This window comes from Gordonia aquimaris (genome assembly GCF_026262595.1).
GTDB classification, from domain to species: Bacteria; Actinomycetota; Actinomycetes; order Mycobacteriales; family Mycobacteriaceae; genus Gordonia; species Gordonia tangerina.
Genome location: NZ_JAPKFM010000006.1, coordinates 41798 through 66172, shown reverse-complemented (window position 1 = coordinate 66172; position 24375 = coordinate 41798). Strand labels below are relative to the sequence as shown.

19 protein-coding genes are annotated in these 24375 nt (G+C 66.5%); 12 read left to right on the top strand and 7 right to left on the bottom strand.

The features are described from left to right. From OSB52_RS08290 to OSB52_RS08280, 3 genes are all read right to left on the bottom strand, one after another. Positions 1-4212, bottom strand: a complete 4212-nt coding sequence (locus OSB52_RS08290) for a PDDEXK-like endonuclease domain-containing protein (protein ID WP_266061232.1) — start codon at positions 4210-4212, stop codon at positions 1-3. Positions 4213-4321: 109 nt separating this feature from the next. Beyond that, complete coding sequence (locus OSB52_RS08285; RefSeq protein ID WP_266061230.1) at positions 4322-4654, bottom strand: rhodanese-like domain-containing protein; 333 nt, start codon at positions 4652-4654, stop codon at positions 4322-4324. A gap of 152 nt (positions 4655-4806) precedes the next feature. Further along, entirely contained in the window at positions 4807-6585 is a 1779-nt protein-coding gene (locus tag OSB52_RS08280; RefSeq protein ID WP_266061228.1) for a DEAD/DEAH box helicase, read from the bottom strand. 232 nt (positions 6586-6817) lie between these two features. Between OSB52_RS08280 and OSB52_RS08275 the strand changes: the two genes are divergently transcribed. Both OSB52_RS08275 and opgC read left to right on the top strand, forming a co-directional pair. Continuing rightward, positions 6818-8602: an AMP-dependent synthetase/ligase gene (locus OSB52_RS08275; RefSeq protein WP_235725150.1), complete on the top strand. Its 1785-nt coding sequence runs from the start codon at positions 6818-6820 to the stop codon at positions 8600-8602. A gap of 126 nt (positions 8603-8728) precedes the next feature. Continuing rightward, positions 8729-9889 (top strand): OpgC domain-containing protein, encoded by a 1161-nt coding sequence (gene opgC, locus OSB52_RS08270; RefSeq protein ID WP_266061226.1) that lies wholly within the window; start codon positions 8729-8731, stop codon positions 9887-9889. 38 nt (positions 9890-9927) lie between these two features. Here the strand turns inward: opgC and OSB52_RS08265 are convergent, their stop codons facing one another. Continuing rightward, positions 9928-11439 carry a DUF7782 domain-containing protein gene (locus OSB52_RS08265; protein ID WP_266061224.1) on the bottom strand — a complete coding sequence of 504 codons (1512 nt, stop codon included), beginning with the start codon at positions 11437-11439 and terminating at the stop codon, positions 9928-9930. Between the two features lie 149 nt (positions 11440-11588). Here OSB52_RS08265 and OSB52_RS08260 point away from each other — a divergent pair, with 149 nt between their 5' ends. From OSB52_RS08260 to OSB52_RS08250, 3 genes are read left to right on the top strand one after another with little or no spacing between them, the layout of a single operon-like run. Continuing rightward, positions 11589-12083, top strand: a complete 495-nt coding sequence (locus OSB52_RS08260) for a MarR family winged helix-turn-helix transcriptional regulator (protein WP_266061223.1) — start codon at positions 11589-11591, stop codon at positions 12081-12083. Beyond that, positions 12080-12502 (top strand): organic hydroperoxide resistance protein, encoded by a 423-nt coding sequence (locus OSB52_RS08255; protein WP_235725154.1) that lies wholly within the window; start codon positions 12080-12082, stop codon positions 12500-12502. The genes OSB52_RS08260 and OSB52_RS08255 overlap by 4 nt, the downstream gene beginning before the upstream one ends. A gap of 33 nt (positions 12503-12535) precedes the next feature. Continuing rightward, the gene (locus OSB52_RS08250) at positions 12536-12934 is read left to right on the top strand and encodes a DoxX family protein (protein ID WP_266061222.1); all 399 of its coding nucleotides are present in this window, start codon (positions 12536-12538) and stop codon (positions 12932-12934) included. Between the two features lie 27 nt (positions 12935-12961). Here the strand turns inward: OSB52_RS08250 and OSB52_RS08245 are convergent, their stop codons facing one another. Beyond that, positions 12962-13999, bottom strand: a complete 1038-nt coding sequence (locus OSB52_RS08245; protein WP_266061220.1) for a LacI family DNA-binding transcriptional regulator — start codon at positions 13997-13999, stop codon at positions 12962-12964. Positions 14000-14095: 96 nt separating this feature from the next. Between OSB52_RS08245 and OSB52_RS08240 the strand changes: the two genes are divergently transcribed. From OSB52_RS08240 to OSB52_RS08225, 4 genes are read left to right on the top strand one after another with little or no spacing between them, the layout of a single operon-like run. Beyond that, on the top strand, positions 14096-15118 hold the full coding sequence (locus OSB52_RS08240; protein ID WP_266061219.1) for a Gfo/Idh/MocA family protein: 1023 nt from the start codon (positions 14096-14098) through the stop codon (positions 15116-15118). 30 nt (positions 15119-15148) lie between these two features. Beyond that, positions 15149-16054, top strand: a complete 906-nt coding sequence (locus tag OSB52_RS08235; RefSeq protein ID WP_266061217.1) for a sugar phosphate isomerase/epimerase family protein — start codon at positions 15149-15151, stop codon at positions 16052-16054. A 21-nt stretch (positions 16055-16075) separates the two neighbouring features. Then, positions 16076-16951 carry a sugar phosphate isomerase/epimerase family protein gene (locus tag OSB52_RS08230; protein ID WP_266061215.1) on the top strand — a complete coding sequence of 292 codons (876 nt, stop codon included), beginning with the start codon at positions 16076-16078 and terminating at the stop codon, positions 16949-16951. A 40-nt stretch (positions 16952-16991) separates the two neighbouring features. After that, the gene (locus OSB52_RS08225) at positions 16992-17978 is read left to right on the top strand and encodes a Gfo/Idh/MocA family protein (protein WP_266061214.1); all 987 of its coding nucleotides are present in this window, start codon (positions 16992-16994) and stop codon (positions 17976-17978) included. 59 nt (positions 17979-18037) lie between these two features. Here OSB52_RS08225 and OSB52_RS08220 read toward each other — a convergent pair whose 3' ends face one another. Both OSB52_RS08220 and OSB52_RS08215 read right to left on the bottom strand, forming a co-directional pair. Continuing rightward, entirely contained in the window at positions 18038-18721 is a 684-nt protein-coding gene (locus OSB52_RS08220) for a helix-turn-helix domain-containing protein (protein ID WP_266061212.1), read from the bottom strand. Further along, the gene (locus tag OSB52_RS08215) at positions 18718-20223 is read right to left on the bottom strand and encodes an APC family permease (RefSeq protein WP_266061211.1); all 1506 of its coding nucleotides are present in this window, start codon (positions 20221-20223) and stop codon (positions 18718-18720) included. Before OSB52_RS08215 ends, OSB52_RS08220 begins: the two co-directional genes overlap by 4 nt. A 237-nt stretch (positions 20224-20460) precedes the next feature. On the opposite strand from OSB52_RS08215, the gene OSB52_RS08210 reads away from it, so the two are divergent. From OSB52_RS08210 to OSB52_RS08200, 3 genes are read left to right on the top strand one after another with little or no spacing between them, the layout of a single operon-like run. After that, complete coding sequence (locus OSB52_RS08210) at positions 20461-21927, top strand: APC family permease (RefSeq protein ID WP_266061209.1); 1467 nt, start codon at positions 20461-20463, stop codon at positions 21925-21927. A gap of 48 nt (positions 21928-21975) precedes the next feature. After that, positions 21976-23904 carry a primary-amine oxidase gene (locus tag OSB52_RS08205; protein WP_266061207.1) on the top strand — a complete coding sequence of 643 codons (1929 nt, stop codon included), beginning with the start codon at positions 21976-21978 and terminating at the stop codon, positions 23902-23904. Continuing rightward, on the top strand, positions 23894-24370 hold the full coding sequence (locus tag OSB52_RS08200) for a hypothetical protein (protein WP_266061206.1): 477 nt from the start codon (positions 23894-23896) through the stop codon (positions 24368-24370). The genes OSB52_RS08205 and OSB52_RS08200 overlap by 11 nt, the downstream gene beginning before the upstream one ends. Positions 24371-24375: the final 5 nt, after the last annotated feature.

Here is a 24375-nt window from a genome sequence, read left to right as displayed (position 1 = left end):
TCAGTCGCCGGCGCTGAGGTCGATCGGAGACCACGCCGACGTCGGCGTGGGCGCGCCGTCATCACGTGCAGCCACCGATCCCGGCTTGACGCCGCGACGGTCGAGAGCATGCCACAGTCCGGCGAGCGCAACGTCCGGGTCGAGTTCGAACTCCGACTCCCGGACCCGCCAGAACTCCCAGCCGCAACGGCGCAGTTCGCGTTCGCGCTCCATATCCGAACGGGCCTGCTCTCCGGTGGTCCGGAACGAATCCCCGTCGCATTCCACGGCCATCCGCGCATCGGCCCCGGTGACGACCAGGTCGATGAGCCGGTTGTTGACGGTCACCCCGGGCATCACGTGATAGCCGCGCTCGGCAAGCCGATTGAACACCCGTTGTTCGAACAGACTCGAGAACGGTTGTCTGCGTTCGGTATCGGACACATCGACCGGCATCGGCAACAGCGCCGGCCCCTGCGTCGACTCCACGTATCCGGCCAGCGAGCGGCGCAGGTCGTTGGCTTTGAGTTCATCGACACCGATGGACCGGAACAACCACATCTGGTCCATCGCCCGCGAAGCCGCCACATTGATCCGCCGCTGCGACTCGGCCCGGGTCAGCGGCGCGATCGCCGCCGCATCCGATACCACCATCGACAAGAGGATCACGCGTCGTTCGTCGCCCTGGAAGTCCGGTGGGGTTCCCACCCGGATCCGGCGGGAGTTCCATTGCTCGTCGGTCACCACCGCGCGCAGACGTCGGGTGATCTCGTCGACCTGTTTGCTGCCCTGAAGCACAATGACACCGAAATCGGCTGTGTCGTAGGCGGGATCGCCCAGACATCGCGCGAGAGTCTCGGCGATCGCCTCCGCTTCACGCTCATTCACCAGCGCTGCGCCCTGTCCGGTCGCCACCCCGTCGTCGACATGGACCGACCGCAATGGCGGCAACCGGTCGGCACCGAACTGGCGGACCGGTATCAGCGGCGCCCCAGCGTAGAACTGACGCGAGGAGAACTCGATGATCTCGGGCATCGACCGGAAGTGTTCCCGCAGCCGGATCAGGTGTCCGAACCGACTGCGCAGCAACGCGAACAGACTGGACCGAGGTGTCAAACCGTCGCGCAGATAGTGCGGGAGGTCGGGCAGCTGGGCGTCGAGCTTGGCAAATGCGTCGTCGAGTGTCGTTCCGGTCAGGCCGGTCGGCGCGCATTGCCGGTCGTCGCCGACCACGATCACCCGCGGCGCCAACCAGAGCAGGAACGAGCTGGTGATGTCTGCCTGGCTGGCCTCGTCGACGATCACCACGTCGAATGCGTCGCGCCGCGGCTCCACCGTCTCCGCGACTTGCGAGATGGACATGATCCACGCCGGCACCGCGCCCTGCGCCTGCTCCATCGCGGCCCGGGCGGCAGCGCGAAACCTGTTGGCGTGCTTACCCGATCCCTTGCCCAGGTTGATCATGTGATCGCGGTAGGACTGCAACGCCTGGACCTCGGCCACCGTCATCCGTTCCAGACACGCCTGCCAAGCCCGGGCCGCGGTGACCCGCACGGTCAGCGCGGCGATGTCCGCCTCGATCTCATCGAGTTCTGCCTGCAGCCGGGTCTCGAGCGTGGGGTCGCTTCGTTCCTGCACCCAACTCTGCGCCCGCCGCCACGACCAGGCGCCGCCGATCTCGCGTAGCCGTGTGTGCCACACCGGATCCGCAGCGGTCTCGGCGAAGGTGGCGAAGAACTCCGGCGCTTTGCTGCGCAGGCGGAGCGTCAGCAGGTCGAGGGTGGTCTGTGCGTCGAGTTCGTCACGGGCGATATTCCATGCGCGCCGGGCGGCCCGGACCTTGTCGGCATCGGCAGTGGCCAATGCCGACAGCAATGCATCGCCTTCGGGCGATGGTCCCTGTTCGACCTCGGCGGACAGACGATAGGCACAGTCGGCGAGTTCGTGTTCGGCGAGCACCGCATCGTTCGTCGCGGCGATCGCCCCGGCCTGCAGCGCGACCTCGGTGACGTCGGCGACGCTGCGTGGCCGCGGCCCACCGGGACTGATCGCCTCGAGCTCGCGGATGAGCTGGTCACGTCCGGCCATCAGTTCCGAGATCGACGCCAACTGACTGTCGAGTCGCACCAGAGTATTGAGCTGCGCCGACCGAGATCCCGAATTGTCGACCGGCACATGCAAATCTGCGAGGACCCGCTGCACCTTTCCGACGGCGTCGAGCACCGCGAGATGATCGGCCACCAACTGCATCGCCCGCGCATCGGACGGTTCACGACCGTCGACGGTAGCCCGCACACCCGAGTCCTCGACCGCACGCTGCTGAGGCGACCGCAGCAGCCGGCCGCGCCAACGTCCTCCGTTCGCGAGATGTTCGGCGGCCTCGGCGAACACCGCATCGTCGCCGGGATGCGCCCCGTCGACGACGATGACGTGGCCGCCGATCGCCCGGTCGCGTTCGGCGGCCTCCCCGATGACCGGCGACAGTCCGATGACCCGCGACCAGAGATGAGCCGCGTGTCCGGCCAGCAGGCGGTCGGCCATGTCGACCATCGTCGGCGGGAAGGCGGCGACCTCGCCCGCGGCGACGGCGAGTCGCTCGCACACCTCCTTGATCCGCACCAGCCGAGCACTGTCGACATCGGCCAGGATCGACAGCAACGAGCCGCTGCCGACCATCGGTTCACTCGGGCGTTGCGCTATCCGCGCACAGATGTCGTCGAGCACCGACGGCTCGGGCAGATGGTCGGACAGATCCGGGAGTCGCTGCCCCAGACGCGACACAGCGCCCACCGCGGGGTCGACGAGCAACTCGCGAAGTGCCTCGAACTCTCCGGCATCCAGCGGTGGTGTCGCGCCCTCGACCGGCCCCGGCAACCAGTCGTAGCGCGACGCATCCGACATGCACTGTCGCACCACTTCGGCGGGGGTGCCCCGATAATCGCCGGCAACCCATTCATGCACCTCGGTCTCGGATTCCCGAGCGACCCAGAGCTCGCGGAGCACGCGCTCACGACGGCGGACCGCTTGATCTCGCTTGCCCAGCTGATCGGTGATCTCCGCCGCGACCACCCGGGGCTGGTGTCGTGATTTGCGGTCGGCGATCGACTCGACGCTGGACGAGGTGGCCTCGAAATCGTCGGCGCCGACGTCGGCGATCGACACGGTGAGATCCCGTAATTCGGCCGGCAGCATGGCGCGCAGCACATGCAGCGCGTGCGCCTTTTCGCTGGTCACGAGCACACGCTGGCCCTTGGCGAGCAATGCCGCCGTCAGATTGGCGATGGTGTGCGTCTTGCCGGTGCCGGGCGGCCCCTCCACCACCACTCCACTGTCGAGTCCGAGCTGGGCCAGCACGTCGCGTTGCTCGACGTTGGCGGGCAGCGGATACAGGGCATCACGAACCAGGTCCTCGGGCGACAGCGCGCCGGTGGCGTCAAGCGCGGCGACCCGTTCGGGCGCCTCGATGGGCGCGACGAGTTGGGCCAATCCCACCGGCAGCTCGTCCGGGGAGTTGCGCAGTTCGTCGAGGATGGCGTCATAGAAGTCGAGCACGGCAGCGACACCGCGGTTGCGCAGCACCAACGCCGGACGCAGGTCGGTACTCAGGGTGAGCGTGTCGCCGTCGACCGCGATCTGGTGTGTCCAGGTGTCAACGGCATCACCGACCCGCGCACCGACCGGGCTGGGAAGTTCGGTCAGCTTGGCACGCGCCTTCAGCGCACCGGACAGGTCGATACCCTCGACGGTCGCCAGCAGTGCGGCGTCGTGGACGACGGGCGCCGACCCGGTGCCGAGTGCGACCCGCACAACACCGGTGGCGGCGTCGCGTTCGGCGACGACCTGCTGGGTGAGGAGATGTTCACGCAGTCGCCGAGCACCGACCTCGGTCGGGCCGTCGGACTCGTGCCGATCGTCGACGTCGGATACCGACACCAGCACGTTGGCCAGCACCAGCTCCAGGTTCTCCGGGTTGTCGCGAAGTGTGGCGAGGATGCGCTCGATATCGGCGTGGGCAGGATTGTCCGGCGCGATCTCGCAGACCGTCTGACCGGACACGGCACCCGCGCGCACCGCCACCGGCGTGGATTTTCCGACCCACAACACATCCGGATGGTCATCGACATCGGTGACGGCCTCGAATCGGGCCCGGACGAGTTCGCGCAGGTAGCCGAGAAGCCGCCGGACCTGATCGGTCCGATTCGCCTCCTGCGTGTCGGTCCCCTCGTCCGCCATGGTTGCTCGATCCCTCCTCGGTGCGCCGGGTCCGGCGTCGTCGGCTGGATTCACGGGCGTGGATACCTGCAGAACGCTACCAAGTCAGGCCCGTGGAGAGGGATGTCGGCTATGTCGGCAGTTCGGACCGCAGAGCGCGGAAACCGCCATCGACGTAGCGGACATTGGTGTAGCCGAGGCCGGCGATCTCTTCGGCGATCACCGGTGCCTGCGAGCTGACCGAGACCACGGCGATCTCTGTGTCGGGATTGCGTACCACGGGGAACGTGCCGGAGGGCGTGGGCGTGAACCGCTCGCGGACGTCGGCCGGATCCACCACCACCGCCCCGGGAAGGCTGCCCTGGTGGCGCATGATCTGCGGTCGGGCATCCACGAGCACCGCGTGCTCGTGCTCGCAGTGTTCGCGCGCGTCGGCTGCTGTAATCGAATTCACCACTGACACTGGTGACTCACCGTTCCTATGTGTATCGCGTTGTCGAATAGCGGGACCGTTCAGGAATGAACGAACCCCTCCCAAAAGGTTACGGATTTATCTCGATCCGGCAAGTTTGATACCACGCGTCACCAAATTCTCAGTGACTCCAAGGCATTCCCTCAGTTACGTCCGCGACCTGCGATGTGGCGGGTTCCGCGTTTGCCCCAGCTCTCGTTGCGCTTGGGGTGGCCGTCACGCCCCTGGCCGCCGCGCTGGCCTCCCTGCGCACGTTTGGCACCGCCCCGCGTGCGAGGTGGCCCGTAGTCACGACGGATGTCGATGGGATTCTTGCCGATCTTGGTGTGCCGCAGCGACGCCAACGTCTCGTTGTCGAGATTCTCCGGCAGCTCCACCAACGAGAAGTCGTCGCGGATGCTGATGTTGCCGAAGTCGCCGCGGGTCAGACCACCTTCGTTGGCGATGGCGCCGACAATCGACCCAGGCGAGACCTTGTGCCTGCGGCCCACGGCGATGCGATAGGTCGCGAACTGACCACCGGAACCACGCGGTGCACGCTCCCGGCGCTCCGGCCGCTGACCCTCGGGAGGATCCGGGGCCATCAGGAACCCGCCGTCACGCGTCTCCAGTGCCAATGCGGCTGCCACATCGGCCATCGCGACGTCGTGTTCGCCGGCGTAGTCCTCCACCAACTTGCGGAACAGGTCCAGATGATCTGAAGAGAGGTTCTCGGTGATCGAGTCGGCAAACTTCGCCACCCGCTGCGCATTGACGTCCTCCACACTCGGCAACCCGATCTCGGTGAGCGTGGAACGCGTGGCCCGCTCGATGGCACGCAACAGGTGCCTTTCGCGCGGCGAGACGAACAGCAGGGCGTTGCCGGAGCGGCCGGCTCGACCGGTACGGCCGATCCGATGCACGTAGGACTCGGTGTCGTGGGGGATGTCGTAGTTCACCACATGCGAGATCCGGTCGACGTCGAGTCCACGCGCGGCCACATCGGTGGCCACCAGGATGTCGATCGTGCCGCCCTTGAGCTGATTGATGGTGCGCTCGCGTTGTGCCTGCACCATGTCACCGTTGATGGCGACCGCCGAGAATCCGCGCGCACGCAGCTTTTCCGCAAGCTCTTCGGTGGCCGACTTCGTGCGGACGAACACGATCATCGCGTCGAACGTCTCGACCTCGAGGAATCGCGTCAACGCGTCCAGTTTGCGCTGGTGAGAGACCTGCAGATATCGCTGGGTGATGTTCTGGGCCGTCGCAGTCCGCGCCTTGACGGTGATTTCCTGCGGGTCGTTCAGGTAGCGCTGCGCCAGCCGACGGATGGCGCTGGGCATGGTGGCCGAGAACAGCGCCACCTGCTTGTCGTCGGGCGTCTCGGCCAGGATGCGCTCCACGTCCTCGGCGAAACCCATGGTCAGCATCTCATCGGCCTCGTCGAGAACCAAGAAGTCGAGCTCGGAGATGTCGAGGGTGCCCTTGTCGAGGTGATCGATCACACGACCGGGTGTGCCCACGATGACCTGTGCCCCCCGCCGCAACCCGGCCAGCTGGACGCCGTAGCTCTGCCCCCCGTAGATCGGCAGTACCCGCACCTCGGGGAGATGCGCGGAATAGCGACCGAAGGCCTCCGCAACCTGCAACGCGAGCTCACGCGTTGGCGCGAGGACCAAGGCCTGCGGCCGGCGCGCGGATGTATCGAGCCGCGACAGGGTCGGGATGGCGAAGGCCGCGGTCTTGCCGGTGCCCGTCTGCGCCAGGCCCACCACGTCGCGACCGCTCATCAGCGGCGGGATCGTGGCCGCCTGGATCGGCGAGGGAGTTTCGTAGCCGACGTCGACGATCGCCTGCCGGACCTTCGGCGCGATGTCGAGGTCGTCGAATGAGACGTCGCCGCCCGGTGCGTCGCCGCTCGCCGCGTCCTCGTTGCCACTCATGCGCATCCAGTCCTGTTCACGCTGACAACTCTAGTGGTCCGAGGCCCCACGGGAGGAATCCTCGGCAACGCGGCCGCCAAGCCTGTGATCGGCGATACGCCCTACGGTCACCGTTCTGTGATGGTCGCCACGGATACTGGTACCGTCAGTCCCACTCAACAGAAGTTGACGTGTCGTCGCGGAACTCACGGATGTCCGTTATGACCGGTTATGTACGCGTAGGGGAGCCGCCATGCAGCAGTACACCACTCCGACCGACCTCACCATCGAGGACAAGGCGACCACGATCGACAGCATTCTCCGCTATCGGGCGGAGCGGCCGACGATGCCGCTGCTGAAGAGACGGTCGGGAAACCAATGGATCAACGTCACGGCGAAGCAATTCGCCGACGAGGTCGACGCCGTGGCCAAGGGGCTCATCGCCTCGGGCGTCAAGTCCGGTGACCGCGTGGCGATCCTCTCCTCGACACGGTTCGAGTGGACGGTTCTCGACTACGCCATCTGGCGGGCCGGTGCCACGACGGTGGCTATCTACGAGACCTCGGCACCCGACCAGGTGAAGTGGATTCTCGAGGATTCCGGTACCTCACTGCTGTTCGTCGAGGCGCACTCCCATTACACCCGCCACATCCGGGTCATCGAGGAAGCGCCGGAGCTGCGCGAGACGCTCATCATCGACGATCATGCGTTGGCGACCGTCACAAAGCGCGGGGCCAAGGTCGACACCAGCGAACTCGACACCCGCCACGCCGACGCACTGGCAACCGATGCGGCCACCCTTATCTACACGTCGGGCACCACGGGTAAGCCGAAGGGTGTGGTCCTGACCCACGCCAATTTCCTCGCCGAATGCGCAGCCACCCGCGATGCCGTCGGCGCCGGCATGGTCGAGGGCAAGTCCACGCTCCTGTTCCTGCCCCTGGCGCACGTATTCGCACGCGTCGTCGCCGTCGGGTGCATCGAGAACGGGGTGATCCTCGGACACACCAACGACATCCCGAACCTCATCGAGGATCTGGGCAAGTTCCAACCGAATTACGTGTTGTCGGTGCCCCGAGTCTTCGAGAAGGTCTACAACTCCGCCAAACAGAAGGCCTACGACGGCGGAAAGGGCGCGATCTTCGATCGCGCCGCCGACACCGCCATCGAGTACAGCAAGGCCCTGGAGAACGGCGGGCCCGGTCTGGGCCTGAAACTCAAGCACGCACTGTTCGATCGACTCGTGTACGGAAAGTTGCGCGCCGCGCTCGGCGGCAACTGCGAGGGCGCCATCTCCGGTGGTGCGCCGCTCGGGGCCCGCCTCGGACACTTCTTCCGCGGTGTCGGAATCCCCGTATACGAGGGCTACGGATTGTCGGAGACAACTGCGGCCGTCACCGCGAACAATGAGGAACATCAGCGCGTCGGCTCGGTCGGTCGACCGATCCCGGGCGTCTCGGTGGCCATCGCCGACGATGGCGAGGTGCTGCTGAAGGGCCCGGTCGTGTTCGGCGGCTACTGGAAGAACGAGAAGGCCAGCACCGAGGCGATCGTCGACGGCTGGTTCCACACCGGCGACATCGGCAAACTCGATGACGGCTATCTCTTCATCACCGGCCGCAAGAAGGAACTGATCGTCACCGCCGGCGGCAAGAACGTCTCGCCGGCACAACTGGAGGACACCATCCGCGCCCATCCCATGGTCAGTCAGTGCCTCGTCGTGGGTGACAACAAGCCGTTCATCGCGGCGCTGATCACCATCGACCCGGAGGCGGCACCGGGGTGGCTGGAGCGCCACGACCTGCCTGCGGACACCTCGATGTCGGATCTCGCGACCAACGAGACGCTGCGGGCCGAAATCGACGAAGCCGTGACGAGTGCCAACACCACGGTGTCCAACGCCGAGGCAATCAAGAAGTTCGCCATTCTGGAGGGTGACTTCACGATCGAGTCCGGTGAACTGACGCCCACGATGAAGCTCAAGCGCAACGTGATCCACGACGCGCACAAGGCGGCCATCGCCGACCTGTACACCTGATCCGATAGCCGACGCGACGCCCGGCTTCCCGCCACTGACACAAGGCGGGAGCCGGGCGTTGTCGTCGCCGACATCACTGTCGCGCGATGACGAGGTCCGACGTGGGCGGCGGTATTCTCACTCGCGATGAATCGAGATCTCGCCATCGACGCGACGCGGGGGCTCGCGATCTGGAGCATGATCTCGCTGCATTTCGCCGCCGGCACGCGTATCGCCGCGCCCACCCACATCTACCCGTACGTCGACGGGATGTCGGCGTTCGTCCTGTTGTCCGGCCTCGTTCTGGGCGTGGTCTATCGGCGGTGGATCGAGCGGCACTCGTTGGGTTTCGCCTACCGACGACTCGCGCGTCGGATCGTGGTGCTCTATCTGTGTCAGCTGACGATCGCGCTCACTGCGGTCGCTGCGGGGATGGCGGGTCATCGATGGCTCACCCTGCTGTTGCCGGTCGATGATTGGTGGCACGGGCTGGAGCTCGCGATCACCATGCGGTACCTGCCCAGCGGCGGCAACATCCTGCTGCTGTACATGCTGCTGATGGCATCGGCCTATCTGCTGTTCCCACTGCTGATGCGCAACCGGTGGCAACTCATCCTCGCGGGTTCGGTGCTCGCATACGCCATCTCGCTGGTGTGGTCACCGGACTGGTTCTACGTCACCTCGTTCACGGCCGGACACCGGATCCAGAACTGGGCGGCCTGGCAGATCATGTTCGTCCCGGCGGTCGTCGTCGGCTGGAAGTGGCGCGAGTGGGATGTTGCCGGTTTCGTCGACCGCCATCTGGCACCGATCATCGTGGTGGCCGTGGGGTTCGCCCTCGTTCTCCATCTCGGCGTAGATGCCGGACCGTGGATCAGGTTCGAACCCACGCTCGCAGACAAACTCGACTTCCGCCCTGCCCGCGCCGTCGGCGCATGGCTGGCGGTACCGGCGGTCTACGGCATCTTCCGCCTGCTGCTGCGCCACTGGCACCGGGACTGGGTACGCCCGCTGGTGATGACCGGCACGCGCAGTCTGGATTCCTATGTCCTGCAGGCGCTCGCGCTGGTGGTTCTGCCCATCCACATAGCCCACCGGCCGTGGAACACCGCCACCTCGCTGTGCGTCGTGGTTCTGGTGTTCGGGATGTGTTGGGCCTGGGCGGAGTTCCGCCAGGAATTCGGTATCGACAAGCTCCACCGGCTACCGATGGTGGTTCGTGATCGCCTGTGGGCAGCCCGAAAACCGACAGCGCCCATTCAGATTCCGGAGCCGAGCTCACCCGCGACTGTCACCCCTGACCCCTGAGGAGCGAGCCTGCGAGCATCACGAAGGGCGTGGTCGACTCACGTCGCCTCGTACAGAATCCCCCGACCGATGGCTTCGCGAACCACCGGAATAGCGGCCACGGCGAGGGCATCGGGTTCCACTCCATGGAAGCCGGCGAGCAGTTCGAGCAGCGCGCCCAGCGGCACCTGTCCCCGGCACCCGGCCAGCAGCGCCCGCGAGACCTCGTCCACCGCGAGGACCGCACCCGGACCGCCCGGGCGTCGCACCGTCGCCGAGACCTGTTGCCACCCCTCACCCCCGGGCAAGCACTGTTCCTCCAGAAACACCGGCGATGTCGACAACCGAGTGGCAAGCAACCGTTCGTCGGAGATGTCGCGCAAGTAGTGCCGGCGAGCAAAGAACGCCTCGGCCTCGACCCCTGTCACCTCCTCGCCGGCGCCGGTGATCTCCTCGATCGTCTGATCGGGTTCACCGCCGTCCCGGGAGCGCCTGCGCAACGTGATCGAGCCCATGCCGATTCCGTCGATACCGTTGGCCGCGAACCAGTCCAACCATCGCGCACCCCGGTCGGCCGCTTGTTGTGCCGATTCCCCGGCGTCCGAGAGCCATAACGAGATGTAGGTGATGGGATCGGCGAACTCGCGTTGTACCACCCAGGCGTCCAGGTCGGTGCCGGCCAGCCAGCCGCGCACCCGCTCGCGCCAGTCGGTGCCATGCGGCACCACCCAGTTGGCCAGGATCTGCGCGGTCCCACCCGGATTCAGGTGATCGGGAATCTGCCGGATCAGGTCCGCGCACAGCCCATCTCCGGCAACCCCCGAATCACGGTAGATGTAGTCCTGGCCTCCGGCACCCACCACAAACGGCGGGTTGGAGACGATGAGGTCGAACCGCTCCCCCGCCACCGGCTCGAACAGGCTGCCCGCACGCAGATCCCAGGCCATCTGATTCAGACGCGCAGTAGCCGCGGCCAACGCGAGTGCCCGCGGGTTGGTGTCGGTCGCCACGATCTCGTCACAGTGGTTGTCCAGATGCAGCGCCTGGATACCGCAGCCCGTGCCGATGTCGAGGGCCCTTCCCACCGGCGTGCGGATCACCGCCCGCGCCAACGACACCGACGCCCCGCCGATCCCGAGGACATGGTCGGCGGCCACAGGGCCGGCGCGCACTGCGGAGTCCTGATCGGACACCACCAGGTACTCCCGGACATCATCGGCGTGGGGGCGGATGTCCAGGGCGGCGCGCAGCGAGTCGTCGGCGCCGACCGTCAACACACCGGCGTCGACGAGCGCGTCGGGACGCACCGACGGAAAGGCCCGCGCCACACCATCGGCGGGTTCGTCGGCACCGAGCAAGAACAGCCGGACGATGGTGGCCAGCGGCGCGTCGTGGTCGGGGGCCGCCCGGGTGGCGGCAAGTGCCGGCCACCAGACGCCGCGGCCCAGTGCCTCATTGGCGGATGCGCCGATCAGTTGATTGACGCCTTCGGATGTGTACCCGGCGGCCTGCAGGTCCTTACCGAGACGATCGACGACGGCGTGGTCGGCCAGTGGGTGTGGCCCGGTCATCCGAATCTCCGATACTTATTGCGCATCGCCTGGGTGGACACTCCCAGCACCCTGCACCACCCATCGTCGATCGTCAACATTGGTTGACATCGGGCCGAGATCTGCCACAACTATGTTGTGCACAACATAAATCGTGTAGGGTCGGATCCGTGACCGATGTTCGACTCGACGAGCAACTGTGCTTCGCGCTCTACTCCGCGTCGCGTGCCGTGATCGCGGCGCAACGGCCGGGGCTCGCCGAACTGGGTCTCACCTACCCGCAGTACCTGGCGATGCTGGTGCTGTGGGAGGAGGACGAGATCACCGTGTCCCGGTTGTGCCGTCGACTGCAGTTGGATTCCGGGACCGTCTCCCCCCTGCTCCGCAGGCTCGAGACGCTCGGATACCTGAGCCGGCGGCGGTCCTCCTCCGACGAGCGCTCGGTCACCGTCGCCCTCACCCCCGAGGGAGTCGCACTCGGAGCCCGCGCGGATTGCGTCTACGACTCGCTGACCGCGGCCATCGCGGAGGCGGCCGAAAACCAACGAGACGACGAATTCGCCTTAGACACAGACGATCTCGCCCAACTGCGCTCGACCCTGCATCAACTCACCGACGAGCTCCGTCGACATCTCGACGAACCCACGAAAGGACGCACGACATGACCCCGATCTACACCGCGGAGGCACTCGCCACCGGAGACGGCCGCAACGGTCACGCACGAACATCGGATGGCAAAATCGATCTCGACCTGGACATGCCCAAAGAATTGGGCGGGTCGGGGGTGGGCACCAATCCCGAGCAACTGTTCGCCGCCGGGTATGCGGCGTGTTTCCACAGTGCGCTGCGTCTGGTCGCCGGACAGGCCGGCGCCGACGTCACCGACTCCTCGGTCGGCGCTCGGGTTTCCCTCGGTTCCAACGATTCCGGCGGTTTCGAGCTCGCCGTGGAACTCGAGGTGATCCTGCCCGCCGTCAGCGCACCCGAAGCTCGCCAACTGGTGGACAAGGCGCATGAGGTGTGCCCGTACTCCAACGCCACCCGCGGGAACATCGAGGTCTCACTCTCCGTGGCCGAAGACTGATCACCCGAACACACTTTTGACCGGAAGGGCACCATGGCCTCCATTCTGCCGAGCAATGAACCGACGTCGCGGCGAGCCGCACGACTGACTCTGGGCACCATCTTGACGACCGCCGGCATCGGACATCTCACCTTCCAGCGCAAGGAGTTCCAGGCCCAAGTGCCAGACTTCGTGCCGTTGGACCCCGACCTGACCGTGGTCGGCTCCGGGGTCGCCGAGATCGCCCTCGGCGCCGGATTGATCGCACTGCCGAAGCATCGCCGGATGATCGGAACCGTCGCCGCCGCGTTCTTCGTGGCGGTGTTCCCCGGCAACATCCATCAGTACCGCAACAAGATCGATGCCTTCGGGCTGGACACCGATCGAAAGCGATTCATCCGCTTGTTCGGCCAGCCCGCGCTGGTTGCCGCCGCCTGGCACGCTCGCGGCTGACAATCGACGTCACGGCCGAGTCGCGATTCACCGCGGCTCGGCCGTGGTGCGTCGCACCACTAGTTGCGGCGTATGCCGATAGATCTGCTGCGGGGCGTCGAGCCTGCCCATCCGCCGCAGCAAGAACTTGGCCGCTTGCGCGCCGACCGTGAAGTTGCCGTTGTCCACCGAGGTCAACGAAATGTGCCGCAGACTAGCCAATTGCGTGTCGTCGTAGCCGATCAACGACAGATCGCGCGGTATCGACAATCCGCGATCGTCGGCGGCCGACATCGCCCCCAGCGAGGCCATGTCGTTGAACGCCAGGATCGCCGACGGCGGCGTCGCCGAGTCGAGTAGGCGTACCGTTGCCGCATATCCCCCCTCCTCGGTGGTCCCGCCGTATTCCACCTCGCACTCGTCGGCAGTACCCGCCGCGGCAATCGTCTCCTCGAAGCCCTCGCGGCGCAGCCGGCCGACCATTCCGGGCCCCTGGATGTGGCCCAGCCGGCGATGTCCCAGTGCCAGCAGATGTTCGGTCGCCAGGCGCGCACCGACCCGATCGTCGTCGACCGCGATGTCCACGGTCGGCAGGTCGGGCTCCAGGGTGCCCGCCAACACCACGGGGATCGATTGCGCCGCCCGTTCCACGTCGACCCGCGCGTCGGTGGTGCCGACCACCACGATCCCGTCGACCTGCCGCGACAGCAGCGTCTCCACGGTATCGCGGCCGACTTGGTGGTCCAGACGACTGTCGACCAACAACGGCGCGATGTCGACGGCGTCGAAAGTCGTCGCGAGGCCCTCGAGAAGGCTCACGTACCAGGGGTTGCGCAGATCGTTGATTACCACGCCGACCGTGCCGCTGCGCGACTCCGACAGTCCGCGGGCGATGGTGTTGGGCCGGTACCCGAGTTCGGCCATCGCGTCGCGGACCCGCGCCCGCCGCTCCGCACTTACATTCGGCTCATCGCGCAGCACGCGTGACACCACCGACTTCGACACCCCCGCATGAGCGGCGACGTCCCGGATCGTCGCCGGTCGCCGGTTGCCGACGAGGTCGATCTCCGCTTCGTTCTCACTCACGATCGATCATCCTATTGCCTCCGTGATCCACACCACGTATGGTGGCTGGGACCGGTCCCAGCCATGTCCCACAACTGTCTCACACAGGAGTCCCAATTGGTACGCATCGCTCTCGTCGGCGCCGGCTTCATCGGTTCGGTGCATGCGCGGAACCTCGCCGAGCACCCCGAGGTGCGGTTTGTGGGTGTCGGAGACATCGATGCTGCCCGGGCTGGTGACCTCGCCGACCGGATGGGAACTGACCGACTCACCGACGCCGAAATCTACGACTCCGACCAGGTCGACGCGGTCCTGATCGCATCGTCGACCGATACCCACGCCGACCACCTGCGTCGCGCGGCTGTAGCGGGACTGCCCACCTTCTGCGAGAAGCCGATCGATCTGGATCTGGCACATGCAATCGACACCGTGGCGCGGGTGACCGCGGCCGGCGTGGCGGCCATGGTGGACTTCAACCGACGATTCGATCGCGATCACAGCGAGTTGCACCGGTCGGTCCGTACCGGCGAGATCGGCGGAGTGGAGCTCGTCCAGTTGACCTCCCGCGGCCCGTCGCTTCCGCCACTGGACTACATCGCGACCTCCGGCGGTCAGATGCGCGATCAGACCGTGCACTTCTTCGACCTGGCCCGCTGGATCACCGGCGAGGACCCGGTCGATGTGTTCGCTGCCGGGTCCGTGTTCACCGACCCGCGAATGGCCCAACTCGGCGACGTCGACACCTCGGTCGTCACGCTACGGATGCCCAGCGGCGCACTCGTGCAGATCGACAGTGCACGGCGAACGGGGTACGGCTACGACGAACGCATCGAGGTTCTCGGTTCGGATGGCATGATCGAATCCGGCCGCCGCCCAATCGGATCGGTATCCCGGTACGGGCCCGGCCGTTTAGTCGGCGACGGGCTGCATGCCGGTTGGTTCGAGCGTGTCGCACCGACCTACCGCGCCGCACTCGATCATTTCCTCGCGGCCCTCACCACCGGCGCAGACATCGGCCCCACGCTCGGCGAGGCGCTCAAGGCGCAGGCCATCGCCGAGGCCGCCGCGCGTTCGCTGCGGACCGGCAACCGCGAAACCATCACCTACCCGGTGACGCCCAGCGCAGTCACCACGCACTGATCGACCCGACCCACCGAAGGGATACACCACATGAGCAACATCGTCGTCGGCTCCGCACCGGATTCCTGGGGCGTCTGGTTTCCGGACGATCCGCAGCAGACCCCGTACACCCGATTCCTCGACGAGGTCGCGGCATCGGGCTACGAGTGGATCGAGCTGGGCCCGTTCGGCTATCTGCCCACCGACCCGAAGCAACTGCTCGATGAACTCGGCGAGCGTGGACTGAAGCTGTCGGCCGGCACTGTCTTCGAGCACCTGCATCAGGACAATTCGTGGGACGCGGTATGGACCCAGATCGAGGACGTCGCCAAACTCACGGCGGCGGTCGGGGGCAAGCACGTCGTGGTGATCCCGGAGATGTGGCGCGATCCTGCGACCGGTGACGTCCTCGAGGACCGCGACCTGACCGAGGAGCAGTGGCGCAAGAAGACCGAGGGCATGGACGAACTCGGCAAGGCGATGTTCGAGAAGTACGGTGTGCGTGCGCAGTATCATCCGCACGCCGACAGTCACGTGGACACCGAGGAGAACATCTACCGCTTCCTCGAGAACACCGACGGTGAGTTCGTCAACCTCTGCCTCGACACCGGTCACGTGAGCTATTGCGGCGGTGACAATCTCGCCATCATCCGCAACCACCCCGAGCGGATCGGCTACCTGCACCTCAAGCAGGTAGACGAAACGGTGCGCGCCAAGGTGGCCGCCGACGATCTGCCGTTCGGTGAGGCCGTGCGCCTGGGCGCGATGACCGAACCGCCTCGTGGCATCCCGGAGATGCCGCCGCTGCTCGAGGCGGTCGCCGACCTCGACGTCGACATCTTCGCGATCGTCGAGCAGGACATGTACCCCTGCTCCCCGGAATCCCCGTTGCCCATCGCCCAGCGGACCCAGAAGTACCTGGGCTCCTGCGGTGTTCCGGCCGTCCGCTTCCGCTGACCACGCTGAGGAGTCCCGACGATGAAGGTTGCACTCGACCCCACCCCGTTCCACCACAGCCATTCACTGCTCGAATTGCCCGGTGTCGTTGCCGATCTCGGCTACGAGTACCTGCAGTTGACGCCGCACGTGGACATGATCCCCTTCTTCAATCACCCCAAGGCCGACGACGCCCTGGTGGCGAAGTTCCGCAAGGCCTGCGCCGACGCGGGCGTCGGCATCGCCTCGGTGCTGCCGGTGCTGCGCTGGTCGGGGCCCGACGAGGACGCCCGCGAGGCCGCAGTCCGCTACTGGAAACGGGCGATTCAGATCACCGTCGAGCTCGGCGTCAACGTGATGAACACCGAGTTCTCCGGCCGCCCCGAGAAGCCCGAGGAGTCCGAACGGGCCTTTTACCGGTCGATGGAAGAACTCGTGCCGATCATCGAGCGCGAAGGCATCGACGTCCGGATCGATCCGCACCCCGACGATTTCGTCGAGGACGGCCTGGCCGCCATCCGGATGATCCGCGGCATCAACTCGAAGAACTTCGGGCTGGTGTACGTCGCCTGCCACAGCTTCCACATGGGCGGGAACATGGCCGAGATCATGACCACCGCCGGTGACATGCTGCGCCTGGTGCATGTCGCCGACACCATGGATCATCATGCCTCTCATGGTCTTCGCTACATCACCAATCCGCCCGGAAATGCGGTGCGCGTACATCAGCACCTCAAGATCGGCGATGGCGACCTCAATTGGGACGAATTCTTCGGCACCTTGGGTGAGATCGGCTTCTATGATCGCGACGACACGGTCATGGTCTCGAGTGTGTTCGCGGAGAACGAGAATGCCCACGAGGTCTCGCGCTACCAGTTGTCCGCGATGACCGACTACGTCGCCAAGTACCGGGGCTGACGTGCTGACACGGTTGCCCGCACCTCGCACCCTCGATCCCATGACCGCCCCGGTACTACGTTGGGGTGTCATGGGTCCGGGGTGGATCGCGCAGCGCTTCGTCGAAGCCCTCATTGAGAACACCACCCAGCAGGTCGTCGCGGTCGGATCGCGTTCCGCCCAGCGCGCCGATGATTTCGCCAGGCGAATGGGGGTCGAGGCGGCTCACGGCTCGTACGAGTCGTTGCTTGCCGACCCGCTCGTCGAGATCGTCTATGTCAGCACCCCGCATCCACAGCACCATCGCTGCGCACTGGACGCGATTGCCGCAGGAAAGCACGTGCTGATCGAGAAGCCCCTGGGTATCAACGCCAGTCAGGCGCGCGAGGTGTTCACGGCCGCCCAGAACGCCGGCGTCTTCGCCGGTGAGGCGATGTGGACCCGCTTCCTACCCAAGTTCGACGCGCTCGGTCAGATCCTCGCCGACGGCCTGCTCGGCGAGATCCGCACGGTCGCCGCCGATCACGGCGAGTTCTTCACCACCGACCACCGCATCTACGACACCGCATTGGCAGGTGGACCGATGCTCGACCTCGGCACCTATCCGATCGCCTTCGCTTACTGGACGCTTGGTCACGTCGCTACCGTGTCGGCCATCGGTCAACCGGCGAACGACGAACTCAACGGCCAGGTCTCGGCGACGCTGGGACACGTCGGGGGCAGCCAGTCGTTGGTGCACACGACGATTCTGTCCAACACGCCGACGACGGCCTTCGTCGCCGGCGAGGACGCTTACCTGGAACTGCCTGGGCCGTTCTATCAGCCCGGGCCGTTCCGGCTCGTGCCGCGGACCGGCGACGTGCTCGTCCACGACGAGGAGCCGGGTACCCACACAGACGGGCTGCATTTCTCCGCGGTGGACGCTGCCCGACGGATCGCCGCGGGAGCAGCCGACTCCGGGGTCCACCCGGCTGCCGACGTCATCGAGACGCTCGATGTCATGGATCGCATCAGAGCGCAGGTCGGGATCGTGTTTCCTGGTGAATGATGTTGTGGTGGTGACGATCGAGCAGCCCGCGAGCCACCAGGCGAGCGTGCGTATCGAGATCATTCGCCGACCATGATCGCCGCCACCGACCTGGCCGGTCCGGACAGCACCCGCAGCAGGCCATCAGGATGCTCGATGTGTTTGGCGGGCGCAGCAATCGCCAACGCCGCGATCAGCTGACCGGTTCTGTCCCACACCGGGACCGCCAGGCACCCGAAGTTCGGGACGAACGATCCGATCTGGGACGCGTGATCCGGCGCCGCCGACGGATGGCCGGAGCCGACGGCCTCCATGAGTCGTCCGGCCGCCGACGCCGATGGCTCGTGCAGCAGTCGCGCCGGATCCGACAGCGGATAGTCGGGGTCGATGTCGAGCAGCGCGAGCCGGGCTCGCATCGTCCCCGGGCTCTGGACCCCGAACAGGTGTACGCCGAAACGGACCCCGGAGCGCACCTCGTCGATCACCTCGCGCAGCCGATCCGGCACCGACTGCTGCGATGCGATACCGATCAGCGCGTCGATCTTGGCGCCCAACGCGAACCCGCCCAGATCCGGTGTGCGGACCAGGTACTCCTCTTGGGACAGCAGGTTGACCAAGCGATAGGTGGCAGACTTCGACAGGCCGAGGTTGCGCGACAACTCGGCCGCGGTGACTCCCGGTCCCAGATCGGCCACCTCCTCGATGAGGCGCAGCGCGTTGATCACCGACCGCGACGACGAGTCGCCGCCGAACGCCGGGCTCACGTCGGACCCGAGTGCCGCGGGCCGGCCAAGGTCGCGTCCTCCGGTCGACGATGACCGCGCCACACATCGGCCCGCACCGGAGTCTCGTGGATACCGACGCGGGCCACCACCCAGGGACGGGCGCGCCACAACGCGAGTGCACCGACCGCCGAGACCACATACCAGCACAGCGCCGCGATCACGCCGCCGGCCCGGTCGGTGCCGAAACTGATCACCACGAACACGACCAGCACCGCCCCGAACAGTCCGGTCGCGGTCACCGCGATCACGGTGATGCCCGGTCGCGATTCGCCCGTTCGCCGCAAGAACAGGGGGCAGGCGATACCGACGACGATGTAGGCGGTGATGAAGCCGATCGAGGGTGTCGCGGCCATGGAACTGCGTACCGCTTCCGCTGATCCGCCGAACATCGCGGCACCCGCGGCCACCACACTCATCACCGCGACCGATGCGAGGATCGCGACCGCCGGCGTCTTGAATCGCGGACGGGTCCGACCGAGCCGGTGGTCGACGATCCCCTCGCGCGCCAGCGACATCAGGGTGCGTGCGAGCGAGGTCGTCGTCGCGAGTGTGCAGGCCACAAATGATGCGATGATGCCGACGTTGATGATCGGTACCACCCACCCGGCCCCGACCGAATCCGCCATCACGTCGAAGTTGCCGTCGCTCAATGCCGACACGGCGGCCAGGACTGACGTCCCGGCCGCCTGGGCGACCGTCGCAATCAACACGACCAGCGCGCCGAGGAACAGCGACACGATGATCGCCGCCGGCACGACCCGCAACGGACGCTGCGCTTCCACCGACACCGTGGTCGCGCTCTCGAAGCCGATCAGACCGCAGGTGGCGATCGCGATGCCGACGCACAGACTGCCCACGCTGCTCGGGGCTGCGACGATCGACGCCGGGTCCAGGGACGCCGAATGACGCGTCAGCAGCACGGCGATCGCGGCGAGCACGACGGTGACGGCCACCGCCTCGGTGATCAGACCCACCCGCGACGACAATCGGATGCCGCGCACCAGCGTCGCGGCGATCGCAGCGCCGAGCACAATCACCGCGAGCCCGACCTCGATCGACGAAGGATGGTCCCTGCCGAGCAGACTCAGTGTGAAGAAGGCCGACTGACTCAGGGCGAAGACCCCCAGTGCGCCGTACCCGAGCACCATCGCGATGGCCGTGACGATGCCGCCCACAGGTCCGAGTCCCTTGGCGGCGAATGTGTAGAGACCGCCCGGCGCCGCCATGCGCGAGGCGAACTCGCGCAATACAATCGCGACCAGACCAGCCAGGACAACTGCTCCGAGCACGCTCCACACCAGCGATGCACCGGCCTCCATCACGAGCATCGGGATCGTGGCGCCGGCCGCGCAGGGCGCCATGACCGCCACCGAGTGCGCGACGACGTCCGTCACGCCGAGGGAGCGACGATCCAATCCGGACAACCGGTTGCGCGCCCCGAGGACGAGGCCGCGACGTGGGCGAGCAGATGGTCCGGACACAGACGCGGACGCTAAGCCGGTCCTGTTTCGCGCAGGTTTCCCGGTGATGTGCTCGCCGTGACGTCGAGTGGGTCTGCCGGCGCCACGGAGTTCCACCGGACCATCGTGTTCTGTTACGCCGCGGCAAACAACGGGCGACACCAGGCCCGGATGCTCAGTACCAGCGGGCGACGCTGCCCGCACGACTTCGGTCGGTTCCCGTTCCGCGCCTCCTCGGCCAGACTCCCGGAGACCTCCATGGCTTCACTCGATGCCGCCGGCATCGCCGCACCCACATCCCCCGGCACACCTTCTCGTTCGCTGACCGGTTCGCTCGGCGTCGGCGCGATCGTCTTCATGGTCGTCGCGGCAGCCGCACCGCTGACCGTCGTCGGCGGCGGCGTACCCATCGCCTTCCTGCTCGGCAACGGACCGGGTGTCCCGACGATGTTCGTCGTCACCGCGATCGTGCTGTTGCTGTTCGCGGTCGGCCTGTCCACCATGGCCCGCCACCTGCCCCGGCCGGGCGCCTTCTTCACCTACGTGGGCCATGGCCTCGGACGGCCCCTCGGCCTCGGCACCGCACATCTGGCGCTGCTGACGTACACGATGGTGCAGGCCGCGGTGTACGGACTGATCGGCACCCTGTTGAACTCAGCGATCATCGACCTCGGCGGCCCGTCGATCCCATGGTGGGTGCTGAGCCTCGCGGTGGCGGCACTGACCGGGTTGCTCGGCTACCGAAACATCGACTTCAGCTCCAAGGTGCTCGGCGTGCTGCTCATCGCCGAGATCGGGATCGTGCTGATCCTGAACATCGCGATCATGGTGCAGGGCGGCAACCAGGGGCTGTCGCTGGAATCGTTCACCCCCGACGCCATCTTCTCCGGAGCCCCCGGTATCGGATTGATGTTCGCGGTCGCCGGCTTCATCGGCTTCGAGGCCACCGCGATCTTCCGCAACGAGGCCCGCGACCCGGACCGCACCATTCCCCGAGCCACCTATGTGGCCGTCGCACTCATCGGCACGTTCTACGCGTTCTCCTCGTGGGCACTCGTGATGGCCTGGGGCCCGGACAATGTCGTCGAGGCCGCGGCCGCCGACCCGTCCGGCATGATCATGGCGACCGCGGAGACCTACCTGGGCGGGTGGGCGTCGACCACCATCAACGTCCTGCTGATCACCAGCCTGTTCGCGTGCATCCTCAGCTTCCACAACGTGATCTCGCGCTACCAGCATGCAATGGCCGGTGCCACCGCGATGCCGTCGCGACTGGGTATCGTGCATCCGACTCATGCCTCCCCGCACCGCTCGTCGCTGGTGCAGAGCGTCACGGCCGCGGCGTTGATCGTCGTCTTCGCCGCGTGCGGGCTCGATCCGGAACTCCAGGTGTTCGCCTGGTTCTCCGGCGTCGCGACGCTGGGCATCGTGGTCCTGATGGCCCTGACCTGTCTGGCGGTGCTGGCCTATTTTCGCCGCCACCGTACCGATGCCGGTCTCTGGCAGACGGCCATCGCGCCGGTGATCGGGCTGGTCGGGCTGGTCGGCATCCTGCTCGTCGTGGTCGCGAACTTCCCCACCCTCATCGGCGGCTCGGCCGGCCTCGCCGACCTCTTCATCGCACTGGTCGTGGCTGCGGTGGCGATCGGCGTCGGGCAGGCGTTGCTGATCCGACGCCGCGACCCGGTCGCCTACGGCGCACTCACCGAGGCGATCGCCATGTGATGACTTCGATCCCCGCTCGCACTCCATCTCCGGAAAGGAACTCCAATCATGACCGCAGTCGACAACACCCCCACTGTCGTCACCAACCCGCTGTCCAGTCTCACCGCCGACGAGATCATCTCGGCGCGAAGCATCCTCACCGAAGCCGGGCACGTCGCCACCACCACCCGGTTCGTGTACGTCGGACTCGAGGAGCCCGACAAGGCCGAGGTCCTCGCAGATGAGGCCGGCGACGGACCCACCCCCGGCCGCCGGGCCCGGGTCATGATGCTCGACATGGCCTCTGGCGCCGCCACCGATGCGATCGTCTCGCTGACCGACGCGACCGTCCTCGGCGTCGAGAACGTCGACGCAGAGGTCGGACAACTCCCCATCCTCGACGCCGAGTTCGAGATCGTCGCCGAATTCCTTGCGGGCGAACCGCAGTGGAACGATGCGCTGCGCAAACGCGGCGTCGATCCAACGAAGACGGTCGCCGTGCCGTTGTCGGCAGGCACCTACGACAATCCCAACGAGGCCGGCCGCCGCATCATCCGGTCCTTCGCCTTCGTGCAGGACCACGAGAAGGATCTGCCGTGGGCGCACCCCGTCGACGGGTTGTGCGCTTACGTCGACATCATCAACCCCGAGATCGTCGACCTCGTCGACTACCGGATCTTCGACGTGCCCGCCGAGTCGGGCAACTTCGACACCCCCGAGGTCGCCGGTCCGCCGTTGGAGGGGCTCAAGCCGATCGAGATCACCCAACCCGAGGGCCCCAGCTTCACCGTCGACGGTGAGCACATCGAGTGGACCAACTGGAGCCTCGACATCTCCTACGATCAGCGCGAGGGCCTGATCCTACGCAAGCTCACCTACCAGGGGCGCGACGTGATGTATCGCGCGTCCATCAACGAGATGGTGGTGCCCTACGGTGACCCGTCGCCGAACCGGTATTGGCAGAACTACTTCGACACCGGCGAATACGTCTTCGGCCGCTACGCAAACGAATTGACGCTGGGGTGCGACTGCCTCGGAGAGATCTACTACTTCGACGCCACCCTGGCCGACGAGCAGGGCAGCCCACGCACCATCTCCAACGCAGTCTGCATGCACGAGGAGGACTACGGCACCCTCTGGAAGCACACCGACATCTTCACCGGGATGAGCGAGGTACGCCGGCAACGACGCCTGGTGATCAGCTTCTTCACCACAGTCGGCAACTACGACTACGGCTTCTACTGGTACCTCTACCTCGACGGCACCATCGAACTCGAGGCCAAGCTCACCGGCATCGCGTTCACCGCCGCCTACCCGGAGGAGGGCTCGGACTACCAGAGCCTGGTGGCACCCGGATTGGGACTTCCGTACCACCAGCATCTGTTCAGTGCCCGGCTGGACATGGCGGTGGACGGTGTGCGCAACGCCGTCGAGGAGGTCGAGGCGGCGAGAGTGCCCATGGGCGAGGGTAATCCGTGGGGCAACGCGTTCACCGTCGCCAAGACCCGGATCGGGTCGGAGGCCGACGGTGCCCGCGATGCCAACGCGGCCACCGGCCGGACCTGGCACATTCTCAACACCGAGAAGACCGGCCGAATGGGCCATCATCCCGCCTATGCGTTGCACGCCGAGCAGACCCCGACCCTGCTGGCCGACCCCGCATCGTCGATCGCCGGGCGCGCCGCATTCACCACCAAACAGCTGTGGGTGACTCGCTATGACGCCAAGGAGCGTTATGCGGCAGGCGATTTCGTCAATCAGAGTGCTATGGGTGGCGGCCTACCCGCTTATCAGTCGGCCGACCGTTCCCTCGACGGTGAGGACATCGTCGTGTGGCACACCTTCGGTCTGACCCACTTCCCGCGTACCGAGGACTGGCCGATCATGCCGACCGACTACGCCGGTTTCACGCTCAAGCCCTACAACTTCAGCGACGCGAGCCCGGTGATGAACGTTCCGCCGACCACCGCCAAGCACTGCCATGGTCATGGCAGCTGACCTCGTGGCCGTCGGTCACGCCGCACCCGTTGTCCGCGCCACCCGCGGTCCGCGGATCGCCGGCGTGATGGCCCTGCTGATGGCGCTCGTCTCCGCGGGCGCACATCTGAGCGCACTCGGCCATCTCCGACCGCTCGCCGACGTGCTCTCGGTAGCCATGACCATCGCTTGCGTGGCCTGCGGTGTGCATCTGGTACGGACACCGTCGGCACCGGCATGGGCGACCACGGCGGTGATGGCGGCGGCGATGCTAGCCATCCATCTCACTGCGATGGGCGGGTCGGGTTCGGCGGGGGTGCACCAACATCACCACGGCATGGCCACCGCGGTCCCCGACGCGATGGGCGAGGACACGGGCACAATGGCTGGCTCGCAGATGACAGTGCTCATGGCGACGACCGCAGCGGAGTTGGTGTTCGCGCTGGGCGCGCTGTGGTTCGTCACCCGGTCGCGAGTGCAGCACTGACCATT